The sequence below is a fragment of the Chryseobacterium sp. TQ-BC-N36 genome, from assembly GCF_058382295.1.
Map to the genome: position 1 here is coordinate 4,610,391 of NZ_CM178175.1, position 11,743 is coordinate 4,622,133.

Genomic DNA, 11,743 nt, shown 5'->3' on the forward strand with positions numbered 1-11,743 from the left:
GTTGATATAAAAGTCCCGGATCTCTGAATCCGGGACTTTTATATTATAAAGATTTTCTAAGTTTCCTTAATTCCTCCAGAGACAGTAATTATTACGGTACCTTATCTTTGTGTAAGGGGTTCCCTGAAATACTCCGGAAGTATTCTCCTGCCAATCCTGTCTGATTACATAAAGCCCTCGCATAGTAGGTTTAAAGAAAGCTTTATGATTCTCATTTACCGGAATATTCTTTTCCCAGTTTTCAGGGTTAAAGATCCTAAGCATTGTTCCTTTCTCTGCAGGTTTCATATTGCGGTAAGGAAAAATGGTATAAACGCCGTTTTTTTCAGAAAGCCGTATATCCATCAATGGAAGTGGTGGATTGTTATTAGATGGGATTCCCACCTGATAAGCTCCGCACATAAAATCAATGGGCCTTACATTTTCCTGCGGATTTTGAGACCTTACCAGAACGGGTTGCTGGTCATTCATTCCTAAAATTCTATAAGTTCCTTCCTGGTCTGGAGTAAAAGTTCCTTCCCAATGATCTCCTTTAGGCTGTAATTCGATTTTTAATTTTTCACCTCTGGCATTAAAAAGAAAAAAAATAAAATCTTTGATCCTCTGAAATTCGGGTCCAGTGGTCCGGTGACGCTCACTAAGGTCATCAATAAAACCATAACATACCTGAATATTTACAGGATCTTTTAATTTTCCTGATCCGTGAATTTCCATCCAATAGGCACTGGCTTTTGCAGATTGGGGCAATAGAAAAAATGCTGAAAGTAACAGCAATGAGAATGCTGTCTTTAGGGTATACATATTTGATTGAATCGTATTTTGGTAGCAAATTTAGTGAAAAATGAAATTCTGAAATTATTGTACCGATAGGATTTTCAAATCGAGGTTGTTTTAACTTTTATAATCATTATTTTAACCACAAATCGAAGATTCGACGAAGTCAAAAGGCACAAAAGTTTTAAGCACTTAAGTTTTTTCAGAATCAAACCTTATGCGTAATAAATACTCCTAAGTTTTACGAAATCTTTTCTGCGGGATTATTTTAAACTTACTGAAGTGAACTCAAGTGTTTTAAATAAAACCTTCTGTGACTTTTGTGGTTGGGTAAAGCTTAAATAACCTTATCATTAATAATGACAAAAAGAAATGCTTTTAAACAGTGAATAGCCACAATATGCTGCATATTGTGGCTATTTGGCTATAGACTGTTTATTTATATTAGTTCTGTCTTACTCCGCACATGGCGTCCCATGTTGTCCAGAAATGGGCGTTGATCGCTCCAACAGGAGGATGCGTGCTGTCAGCAACGATGCCTACCATAGAAGCACAGTTGGAATTACATCCTATTTCATTATTACTTCCTGTCTGAGGCGGAATCTGACGCCATGTACCCGTAGATCCGCTTAACAATTCCACTTTGATATCAAAGATCCCTGAAAGATTAGGGGTCTGAATTTGTTTGGTAGGGTTTTCACTAGAGATAAAGTCGCTCCAGTCTCCCTGTGAAAAGGTTACACGCCATGTAGAGATCATTCTGGAAGTTTCATTTTGTGGTGAAAGGTATACCCAGAACTGTGCTCCGTTTCCCAGGACTAACTGACCTGAAGAATTCGCATTTACACTTGTTGATGTCATGATTAGGTTGTTTTTAGTGATTAGATTGTACTTCAAAGTAACGGAGAACAAAGAAGAAATTGTAGCGTAGAAACTACCAATTATTATACTGAGTAGAAATACCTATAGGTTAATAATCAAAAAATTCAGTTCATAAAAAATCCTGTGCTAATCATTAGCACAGGATTTAGTTTCTTGCAGAAAGGAAGGGATTCGAACCCTCGATACAGTTACCCGTATACTACCTTTCCAGGGTAGCTCCTTCAACCACTCGGACACCTTTCTTTTTGAGATTGCAAAAATAGTGTATTTTCTGGAATATCCAAATTATTATTGCAATTTAATCTGTAATTTCTCCACAAAGGCTTCTGGTGAAATTATCCGCAAAGCTTCCGGTATAGCTTGGATTATCTATAAGGTGCATGGCTTTGGTAATAGCCGTTTCCGCAGTCATATCTCTTCCGCTGATGGCGCCAATTCTTGAAAAAACATTGCTGTTTTCATACTTTCCAAATGAGATACCTCCTGAAATACATTGGCTTACCACCACAATCTCAGTTCCGTTGTTTCTGATTTCCTGAAGTGTTTCCTGTGTTTTTTCACTGCTGAAAATTGTTCCTGAACCGAACACCTGAAGAATCAGAACCTTCATTTTAGGGATTTCTCTGAAATGGCTCAAATGCATACCAGGGAAAATTCTCCAGAATAAAATATCTTCGGAAATATGCTCATCAACATGAAATTCTACTGTAGGGTCACAGCGGAATAAGTTGTCTTTGATAATATTCAAATGAACTCCTGACTGCCCAAGAATTGGGTAATTCGGACTTGCGTACGCATCAAAATATTCTGCAGAATATTTCAATGTTCTGTTTCCTCTTAACAATTTGTACTCAAAGTAAATGGCAACCTCCTGAATAACCGCCTCATCATTTTCATAGAGGCTGGCATAATAAAGGCTGGTCAGCAGATTTTCTTTGGCATCTGTTCTCAGGTCACCAATCGGAAGCTGAGAACCGGTCATGATCACCGGTTTTCTTAACCCTTTTAGCATGAAACTCAGTGCTGAAGCCGTGTAAGACATGGTGTCGGTTCCGTGAAGGATCAGGAAGCCGTCATAATCATTATAATTTTTGTGAATATAATTGGCGATAACCCTCCATTCTTCAGGCCCCATATCCGAAGAGTCTAGCGGTTTGGCGAAAGGATGAACAAAGACTTCACATTCCATGAGCCTCATTTCAGGCATCTTTTCAAATATATTACCAAAATCAAAGGCACGGAGACTTCCGGTTTCGTAATCTTTTTCCATTCCGATGGTTCCACCGGTATAGATGAGCAGGACTTTTCGCTTCATGTACTAATTTTAATTAAGAATTGGAGCCCGATTAGGGTTCATAGGCCAAAATTACGTTAATTTGCAAAGATTTGAAAATGGATGAAACGCTTATCGTGAAATTTTATAAAAATAAAATGGAAATTGTTGACGTTTTATGGGGCTAATGAAAAAAAAATAACTAAATGCGGATGAGTGATTTAGCGCAAACTTTTGAATATTTAAAACAGTTTTTGACCGAAGAAAGACTGGCTAAAATTGAACATTTCTCCAAAGAAAGTTCAGACTTTGTGCTTCCGGTAGTGGAAGATGTCTATCAGTTTAGAAATGCAGCGGCAATTGTACGCTCTGTAGAAGCTTGCGGTTTTCATAAAGTGGTGGCCTTACAGGAAGAATATAGTTTTGAGCCTAATCTTCGCGTAACAAAAGGAGCAGATACATGGGTTGAAGTTGAAAAACTTCCCCGGAATATGGAATCTTTTCAGAATATTAAAGACAGAGGATACAAAATAGTGGCTGTTTCACTGGAGAATAATGCTAAAATGCTTCCTGAATATGAAGTAACAGAACCTATTGCTTTGGTTTTTGGAACTGAAATGGAAGGTGTTTCTCAGGAGATTTTAGATTTTGCGGATGAAACGCTGGCGATTCCGATGTATGGCTTTACAAGAAGCTTCAATGTTTCTGTTGCGGCTTCAATCTGTATGTATGAATTGAAACAGAAACTGATAAAATCTGATATCGACTATAAATTGAATGAAGATAAACTTTTAAGGATGAAAATCCTTTGGGCAGTGAATTCAATCAGAAGCGGACAGCAGATTTTTGAAAAATATCTGAAAGAAAATAATGTTGACTGGAAATAATTAATAAACAAAAAGAGAAAGTTGAGCAACCTTCTCTTTTTGTTTATATCATAGTATAATAATTCCATGCTGCCACAAAAACGCCAGCTGTTTCCGTTCTCAGTCTTTGATTCCCAAGTGATACAGCTCTTACCTTATTTTCTGCTAAAAATGCAATCTCCTTTTCAGAAAAATCACCTTCCGGACCTATTAAAAATGTAAGCTTTTCCATCTTAGGAATATTTTTCAGAGCAATTCTTTCCAGGTCTTCATGGCAATGGGCTACAAAAGTATGTTCCGGATCAATACTTTTCAGGAAATCCTGAATTTTAATTAAATCATTGATAACCGGAAAATGAAATCTTAAGCTTTGCTTTGATGCAGCAACAGCTTGTTTCCTGATTTTATCGATATTGACGTTTTTACGTTCTGTTTTCTCAGTCTGCAGGATCGTAATCTCAGAAATGCCCATTTCCACAGCTTTTTCCACAAAGAATTCGATCCTGTCAATATTTTTGGTAGGAGCAATGGCAATATGAAGCCTGGGGTTGAATTCAGGCATATTTTCTTTGATCTCTGAAATTTCAATACCAGCTTTCTTCCCTTCTATAATGAGTTTTCCGGAAGCCAGCTTTCCTTTGCCGTCTGTCACATGAATATCCTCTCCATCCTTCATCCGAAGAACTTTCACGATATGCTGCTGCTCTTCATCGTTGATTGTTACTTTATTTCCGTTGATTTCTCCGTAGAATAGTTTCATCTTATTTTTTTTAAGAGCCATGAAGTGGCGCAATACTTAGCAAAGACTACAGGTCTTTGTTTGAATTAATGTTTGTTTACCTGAGCTCTGAAAGAGCGAAATATTAATCCCAGACATATCTTTCATCAAATTCCATATCATAATTTCTAAGAAACATTAAAAACTCTTCCTTGAAATTTTTGATTGTATGATGTTGTTTTTGATTGCTGATGTATGCCTATTTATCTCTGTTTCAAAGGGCTTAAAACCCTTTGCTTTTTACGTCACCACTTCGTGGCTCCGCATCCTTATAAATCATATTTTGCCGTTGCCGTTGTTCTGAGATCTGTAAATTCTCCTCTTTCAAATTTCAGCTTTGCTACCATAGCGATCATAGCAGCATTATCTGTAGTATATTCAAATTTCGGAATATAGATATTCCAGCCCAGTTTTTCTTTATTGTCTTCCATGGCTTTTCTCAAGGCAGAATTGGCAGAAACACCTCCTGCGATAGCAACTTCATTTACGTTGAGATCTTTGGCTGCTTTTTCAAGCTTATTCATCAGAATCTCAATAATGGATTTCTGAACGGAAGCGCAGAGGTCATTAAGATTTTCCTTAATGAAATCAGGATTCTTTCTGACCTCTTTCTGGATGAAATACAATACAGAAGTTTTAATTCCACTGAAAGAATAATCATAATTTTCCAGCTTGGGTTTATTGAATTTAAAAGCATCAGGATTCCCTTCTTTGGCCAGTCTGTCAATGATAGGTCCGGCCGGATAATCAAGGTCAAAGATTTTTCCTATTTTGTCAAAGGCTTCTCCTGCGGCATCATCGATGGTTTTTCCAATAATGTCCATATCGAAATAGTCTTTTACCAGCACAATCATGGTATGTCCGCCACTTACTGTAAGACATAGGAAAGGAAAGGCAGGCGGCACAGGATTTGCATCCTCGATGAAATGGGCCAGAATGTGGGCTTGAAGGTGATTTACTTCAATTAACGGAACATTGAGGCTCATAGCCAGAGACTTAGCAAATGATGTTCCTACAAGAAGAGATCCTAAAAGTCCGGGTCCGCGTGTAAATCCTATAGCTGAGATTGCATTTTGTTGTATATTTGCTTTAGAAAAAGATTTTTCAACAACGGGGATAATATTTTGCTGATGGGCACGTGAAGCCAGTTCCGGAACAACACCACCATATTCTTTGTGGATGGCCTGGTTCGCGGCAATGTTTGAAAGAATAGAATTTCCCTTGATGATAGCTGCTGAGGTGTCGTCGCAGGACGATTCAATACCTAAAATTATAGAGTCGCTCATAATAATGGCAAAGTTAGAGAATAATAACGAGAATGAGAATAAAAAATCAGTAGCTGAAAACTTAGGTGATCAGGTACAAAAGACTGTCGAAAATGTAGAGGAGAAAGTTCGGGAGACAGTGAAAGAAGCATCTGAGCTTGCTTCAGATGCCATACATCATCCTGTGGAAACGGCTGAAGAGTTTGGGAAGCAGGCCATGAAAGACGTTACCAGCTATACCTGGTGGGCAAAGCTTCTTTTGATTCTCTTTTGGCTGGGAATTGTTCTTGTTGGGGGAGTTCTTATTGCCATTAATCTTCCGGTGACAAAGCAATGGGCGGCTGATCAGGCGCTGAAACTTGTTAATAACGATTTCAAATCTGACTTTTCTACGGAAAGTGTAGATGTGAATTACTTCGGAGATGTTACCATAAAAGGTTTAAAAGTAAAAGATTATAAAGGCTTTAATTTTATTACAGCCCGTGAGTTTCGTGCTGATTCAGACTGGATATCTCTTGCTGTGAATGCCATTTCCGGAAACAGCAATTCCTTAAGTTTTAACTCTCTCGCTCTTGTTAATGCCGATGTAAAAGTAATTACTTATAAGGGTGACAGCATTTCTAATTTTGTAAGATTTGTAGAACTTTTTGATAACGGGAAGAAAAGAGATCCGAAAAAACCTCCTTTTCAGCTGAATTCCAGGATACAGATTATTGATTCCAAAGTTTCTATTGTTAATCAAAATTCTTCAGGAGAACATGGCAAATGGCTTACAGCAACAAAATTCAACTTAAAAGCGCCTAATGTAAAAGTCAACGGTCCGAATGTTTCGGCGTTAATCAATAATATGTCATTTGTCACTTCAAGATGGGGGAAAGACCATATTGTAGATACTTTTTCAACAGAACTTTCCTTAACGAAGCAGTTTTTGTCATTAAAAGATCTTACGCTGAATACAGATCATACTTTACTTCAGGGTGATATTAAATTTAATCTTCATGACGGATCGTGGGCAGATTTTGCAGATAAAGTACGCTGGGATATGAATATCAAGCAGGGAAGCCAGTTAAGCGGTTACGATATCAGCTATTTTGTGACGAACTGGGATAATATTAAGCCGTTCAATCTTTCAGGAACAATGACCGGGCCTTTAAATAAGTTCCATCTGGAAAACTTCCTGATCAGAAATCCCGATGTTAATATTGCCACGAAAACAATGAAGGTGGACCATTTACTGAAAGGACATTTTGCAATCGAAACGAAGGATCTTTCCACAGATTTTACCTACAAAGATTTAAAAGCAATGATGCCTTCATTTATTTCCAAAAAGATGAAGAATTTTGCTGATGATTTCGGGAAGTTAAAGTATAACGGAACAGCAAAAGTAAATCCGGACCAGATCTATGTGGATAGCGGAAACCTGATGACAGGAATCGGACAGGCGAAAATCTCCAGACTTACTTTGACAGGTTACAGCACGGCTATGCCAAAATATTCAGGTTATCTTGACGTGAAAGACCTTAATACCTCTGTGATTACCAAGAATAAAACAGTGGGTTTAATTTCGGGTAAATTTGATCTTAACGGGCAAAGCTTTGATGTTAATACCATGCGTCTGACCACAAAATCTCAGATTGCAAGTGTTGAAATTATGGATAAAACGATCAATAATCTTTATCTGGACGGATTGTTGGATCATAAAAAATACAATGGACTCATTACTGTAAATGATGAGCAGGCAAAAGCTACCATCAAAGGATTAATAGACTTCAGTACATCAAGGATTGCAATGGATGTCAATGCTGATGTCACTTATCTGAATATGAACTACTTTACCAATAAACCGGGGAGTCAGGTGGTAAGCGGACAGGTTGAAGGGAAAATGGCAATGTCTTCCATTAACGACCTCACTTTAGATGTTAATGCCAATAATCTTCACTTTGCTTCTGCCACTCAAAAATATAATATTCCGAACGCCAAGTTAAAAACATTTGTAGAAGGAGGGTCCCGTGTAATAGATGTAGATGCGCCAGGTGCTGCTACCGGTAAAATATCCGGGAAATACAGCCTGGCAGATCTTGCCGGAATGGTAGAAAACGGAGTCGGAAAAATTTTGGTAGGACCCCCTCCGAGAAAATTATACCGTGGACAGAATTTTGCCCTTAAGTTTGATGTTCAGCAGGGATTAATCAACTACTTCTTGCCTGACCTGAGGTTACCACAGGGAGCGGTGGTGGAAGGGGAATATGACGGAAATTCAAATAATCTGATCCTGAATCTTGATGCAGCTTCTTTAAAATATATCATGACAAAGGAAGAAGAAATTACAGATGCTGATAAAGCACTTGCTGCTTCTAATCCTGATTATAAAGTGAACGACAGGAAGAATGTCAACAGGGACAGTGCTATGGTGGATAGTGTTAAGATCAGAATTAATACCGCAGATCTTAATCAGCAGTTGTATGCCAAGATCAATAGAGTGATCTATAATAAAAATGTCATTAAAGATTTCGAGCTTAAAGGAAATAATGAGAATGGGAATACGTTGCATCTGGCGACCGTATTTAAGCATGGAAGTCCTGATGATGAGATTAATGAAAAACTTAAGGAATATGCCATCAATGTTGACCAGTCTACAGATGCCGCGGGTGATTATGTATTCAGGTTTGAACCTACTGAAGTAAAATTTAATGAAGTTACCTGGGCTATAGATACAAGTCCTGAACTGAATCATTCCATTACGTACAGAAAGAAGACAGGGGATTTTGATATCAGGAATCTGCGCGTTTATTCTGACAAGAGTGCTCTGTTTATTAAAGAAGCGCAGTTTAAATCAGCAAAAGATTTTTACGTAGATGCAGATATCAATGATTTTGCTGTAGAAAAACTGCTGGAAATGCAGTCAGGAGGGAATACCATGGATATAAAGGGTCTTGCCAACGGAAGTGTTAAGATCAAAATGGATAAAAGCACCCTTCAGCCTTTGGTAGATCTCAATATTGATGATATTAAGATGAATGGTAATGATATGGGAGATATTTCTATTGCTGCTACCAATGGTTTTTCACTGAATATCTATGATATTGATGTAAAAGTGCATTCTGCAGGAGTGTTGGGAAATAACAGTCTTAATCTGACAGGAACTGTTAACAATAATACGTCTTCTCCTATTATCGACCTTACCGCAGAAATGCGTGATTTTGATCTGTCATTTACACAGCAGTTTGTGCAGACTATTTTCGGAAATCTTCGTGGAAAAGCTACGGGAGATCTGAAAATCAATGGAAAGCTTAACAACCTTGACTATAGCGGTGATATTGCTCTGAAAGATTTTGGATTAAAACTTTTGTTTACAGGAGTAGATTATTCATTTGATGATACTGTAATCCAGCTGTCGAAAGGACTTGCTATCCTCAACAATATTGAGGTTCATGACGGAAGAACCAATTCTAAGGGGAATATTTCCGGGGCAATCCAGTTTGAAACACTTTCATCAATGGGGGTATCTCTGGTAATGAGAGCTGACAATCTTCTGATGCTTAATACCACACAGAAAGATTCTGACCTGTTTTGGGGAAGAGTTTACGGGCAGGGAGACCTGTATGTGGATGGACCGGTTTCGGGGCTAAGTATAACAACTCCTAACATGAAGGCGCTTAACGGAAGTACTTTTACCTTCAATTCCGGCTCTACGTCCAATGTTGAAGAATTTAAAATGCTGAGGTTCCTTAAAGAAGGAAAAGACGGTCTGATCACACTCGAGGAAAAGAAAAAAACAGGAGCCAATATGAATATTGATTTCAACCTGGCTGTAGACAAAGGAACTACTGTCAACGTACTGGTAGGAGATGATGTAGGAAATATTACGGTAAAAGGCTCTGCTGATCCGTTGAGGTTCCATATGAACAGGCAGGGGAATATTGCCATGAGTGGTACTTATAAAGTAGATAACGGAACATTCGTTTCTAAGGCCATTCTTAACAAAACATTCCAGATTGAAAGAAACAGCAGTATCAGATGGGATGGTGATGCAATGAAACCCGCATTAGATATTAACGCCAACTACATAAGAATGGTTTCCAATGCCGGAGAGTATCTTAGTATGGGAAAACTGCAGCCTATCAGTATCCTGCTTCAGGCCCATATAACCCAGTCGCTGGTGGATCCTCAGATTGATCTTAACGTAACTGCCATGGATGTGTCCAGCCAGGTAAGGGAAACGCTCGCCGCAAAGATGAGCCAGGAGGGAGAGAAGGTCCTTCAGTTTGGATCTGTCCTGCTGTTGAGTACTTTTAATGTCTCCAATACCGGTGGGGTGGATGTGAATGTAGGGAATGTAGCGGAGTCTTCAGGGTATAATATGCTTCTGAAACAGTTGGGATCTGTTCTTAATACCATGAGTAATGAATTCCAGATCGACCTTAACTATGTAAAAGGTGATCAGAATTCAAACTTCGGAGACAGGGCTAATGCAGGGGTGAGTGTTGCTGTTTCTCCAAGGGTTAATATTAAGACCGGTTTGGGTATTCCTTTATCAAAAACAGATGGTGCACAAAACAATTACCTTTCTACGGAAGGTTCAGTTGAGTATGACCTGTCTAAAAAGAATGACGGTTCATTGGTCATCCGTGCTTATTCCAAGCCTACCAACATCGGAATGGTGAGTACAAACGGTTCTACTAATCAAGCGTATGGAGGAGGGGTTGTGTGGAGTAAAAGCTTCAATTCTTTGTTTAAAAAGAAGAAAAAAGACAAAAAAAGTTCAGATGCAAAAGGTGAAATAAAAACAGATTCTATAAAATCGCAAGGTAAATAATTAGAATATTTTAATGATTTTTATCATCTGTGTTAATTATTGTTAATATTTGATATATATTTTTTAGTTAAATTATTTTTCGTAAATTTGCAAAAAATACATAGATTTTTTAAAAAAATTGTAATTTAACTAATATGAACTATCAACTGGACGAAATAGACAAGAAGATTCTTGATTTCTTAGTAGAAAACACAAGAATGCCTTTTACTGAAATTGCAAAGCAGATGGATGTTTCTGCTGGAACAATTCACGTAAGAGTGAAAAAGATGGAAGATGCAGGTATTATTTTGGGATCATCTCTTAATATCGATTATGGTAAGCTGGATTATCACTTTACAGCTTTCATAGGTATCCTTTTGACAAAGTCAAACCGTACTCAGGAAGTATTGAAAGAGTTGTCAACTATTCCTAACGTAATCGAAGCTAGCGTAATTTCCGGAAAATATAATATTTTCTGTAAAGTAAGAGCTAAAAATACCGATGACGCTAAAAGAATTATCTATCAGATCGATGACATTCAGGACGTAATGAGAACTGAAAGTATGATTTCTATGGAAGAATTCTTAAGTGACAAAAACAGACTGATCAACGCGATCTCTGTTTAATCAAATTTTAAACGAATAATTATAAAAGAACTTATGAAATTACTCATAAGTTCTTTATTTTTGCAGGTATGGAAGAGTACAGCTATTTTGACGAAGACCCAAAGAAAGGATGGGGATTCATACTGGCATTTGCTGCCTTGATGTTGTTTACTATAATGGGACTTGGAATAGATGTGGATGAGTATCTGCAGCATGAATACCTGGAGATTCCTAGGTGGTACTTCTATATTATTTTTTCCATTGACGTACTGATGATGATTGGGCTGGTGCTGATGTTCTTTTACAGAAAAGTGGGAATAGTTATGTTTCCGGCTTTACTGGTACTGCATTTCTTTATGCACAATTATTATCTTTCTACATTCCTGTATACGGATGTTACCAATCTTTTCCTGTTTACAGGATTCGGAATGCTGGCTATTATTCCGAAATGGAAATTTTTTAAATAAGGCAAGGCTTAGGCATTGGCAATAAGATAATAAAACCG

General features: G+C 37.8%; 9 protein-coding genes and 1 tRNA gene. 4 read left to right on the forward strand and 6 right to left on the reverse strand.

Features of this window, described 5'->3' with window-relative positions:
* Nucleotides 1–66: 66 nt before the first annotated feature.
* The 4 genes from AC3FI7_RS20850 to AC3FI7_RS20865 all read right to left on the reverse strand — a co-directional run bounded on the left by AC3FI7_RS20850 (nucleotide 67) and on the right by AC3FI7_RS20865 (nucleotide 2,971).
* Nucleotides 67–801 carry an immunoglobulin domain-containing protein gene (locus AC3FI7_RS20850; protein ID WP_142724086.1) on the reverse strand — a complete coding sequence of 245 codons (735 nt, stop codon included), beginning with the start codon at nucleotides 799–801 and terminating at the stop codon, nucleotides 67–69.
* 417 nt (nucleotides 802–1,218) lie between these two features.
* A complete protein-coding gene (locus AC3FI7_RS20855; protein WP_142724085.1) occupies nucleotides 1,219–1,635 on the reverse strand; it encodes a hypothetical protein in 417 nt (138 codons plus the stop codon).
* A gap of 177 nt (nucleotides 1,636–1,812) precedes the next feature.
* A tRNA-Ser gene (locus tag AC3FI7_RS20860) sits at nucleotides 1,813–1,899 on the reverse strand.
* Nucleotides 1,900–1,954: 55 nt separating this feature from the next.
* The gene (locus AC3FI7_RS20865) at nucleotides 1,955–2,971 is read right to left on the reverse strand and encodes an asparaginase (protein ID WP_142724084.1); all 1,017 of its coding nucleotides are present in this window, start codon (nucleotides 2,969–2,971) and stop codon (nucleotides 1,955–1,957) included.
* Between the two features lie 164 nt (nucleotides 2,972–3,135).
* Here AC3FI7_RS20865 and AC3FI7_RS20870 point away from each other — a divergent pair, with 164 nt between their 5' ends.
* On the forward strand, nucleotides 3,136–3,816 hold the full coding sequence (locus tag AC3FI7_RS20870) for a TrmH family RNA methyltransferase (RefSeq protein ID WP_491460816.1): 681 nt from the start codon (nucleotides 3,136–3,138) through the stop codon (nucleotides 3,814–3,816).
* Nucleotides 3,817–3,859: 43 nt separating this feature from the next.
* Here AC3FI7_RS20870 and AC3FI7_RS20875 read toward each other — a convergent pair whose 3' ends face one another.
* Both AC3FI7_RS20875 and tsaD read right to left on the reverse strand, forming a co-directional pair.
* Nucleotides 3,860–4,555 carry an RsmE family RNA methyltransferase gene (locus tag AC3FI7_RS20875; protein WP_491460817.1) on the reverse strand — a complete coding sequence of 232 codons (696 nt, stop codon included), beginning with the start codon at nucleotides 4,553–4,555 and terminating at the stop codon, nucleotides 3,860–3,862.
* A gap of 287 nt (nucleotides 4,556–4,842) precedes the next feature.
* Complete coding sequence (gene tsaD / locus AC3FI7_RS20880) at nucleotides 4,843–5,859, reverse strand: tRNA (adenosine(37)-N6)-threonylcarbamoyltransferase complex transferase subunit TsaD (protein WP_142724081.1); 1,017 nt, start codon at nucleotides 5,857–5,859, stop codon at nucleotides 4,843–4,845.
* 4 nt (nucleotides 5,860–5,863) lie between these two features.
* Between tsaD and AC3FI7_RS20885 the strand changes: the two genes are divergently transcribed.
* The 3 genes from AC3FI7_RS20885 (at nucleotide 5,864) to AC3FI7_RS20895 (ending at nucleotide 11,705) form a co-directional block, all read left to right on the forward strand.
* Nucleotides 5,864–10,654 (forward strand): translocation/assembly module TamB domain-containing protein, encoded by a 4,791-nt coding sequence (locus AC3FI7_RS20885; RefSeq protein ID WP_491460818.1) that lies wholly within the window; start codon nucleotides 5,864–5,866, stop codon nucleotides 10,652–10,654.
* Between the two features lie 134 nt (nucleotides 10,655–10,788).
* Nucleotides 10,789–11,259 (forward strand): Lrp/AsnC family transcriptional regulator, encoded by a 471-nt coding sequence (locus tag AC3FI7_RS20890; protein ID WP_002984446.1) that lies wholly within the window; start codon nucleotides 10,789–10,791, stop codon nucleotides 11,257–11,259.
* A gap of 68 nt (nucleotides 11,260–11,327) precedes the next feature.
* Nucleotides 11,328–11,705, forward strand: a complete 378-nt coding sequence (locus AC3FI7_RS20895) for a hypothetical protein (RefSeq protein WP_142724079.1) — start codon at nucleotides 11,328–11,330, stop codon at nucleotides 11,703–11,705.
* The last annotated feature ends 38 nt before the right edge of the window (nucleotides 11,706–11,743 follow it).

What these genes read in the sequence shown, in the direction of transcription:
- AC3FI7_RS20850 (WP_142724086.1), bottom strand. Translation starts at nt 801, where the DNA reads ATGTATACCCTAAAGACAGCATTCTCATTGCTGTTACTTTCAGCATTT.
- AC3FI7_RS20855 (WP_142724085.1), bottom strand. Translation starts at nt 1,635, where the DNA reads ATGACATCAACAAGTGTAAATGCGAATTCTTCAGGTCAGTTAGTCCTG.
- AC3FI7_RS20865 (WP_142724084.1), bottom strand. Translation starts at nt 2,971, where the DNA reads ATGAAGCGAAAAGTCCTGCTCATCTATACCGGTGGAACCATCGGAATG.
- AC3FI7_RS20870 (WP_491460816.1), top strand. Translation starts at nt 3,136, where the DNA reads ATGCGGATGAGTGATTTAGCGCAAACTTTTGAATATTTAAAACAGTTT.
- AC3FI7_RS20875 (WP_491460817.1), bottom strand. Translation starts at nt 4,555, where the DNA reads ATGAAACTATTCTACGGAGAAATCAACGGAAATAAAGTAACAATCAAC.
- tsaD (WP_142724081.1), bottom strand. Translation starts at nt 5,859, where the DNA reads ATGAGCGACTCTATAATTTTAGGTATTGAATCGTCCTGCGACGACACC.
- AC3FI7_RS20885 (WP_491460818.1), top strand. Translation starts at nt 5,864, where the DNA reads ATGGCAAAGTTAGAGAATAATAACGAGAATGAGAATAAAAAATCAGTA.
- AC3FI7_RS20890 (WP_002984446.1), top strand. Translation starts at nt 10,789, where the DNA reads ATGAACTATCAACTGGACGAAATAGACAAGAAGATTCTTGATTTCTTA.
- AC3FI7_RS20895 (WP_142724079.1), top strand. Translation starts at nt 11,328, where the DNA reads ATGGAAGAGTACAGCTATTTTGACGAAGACCCAAAGAAAGGATGGGGA.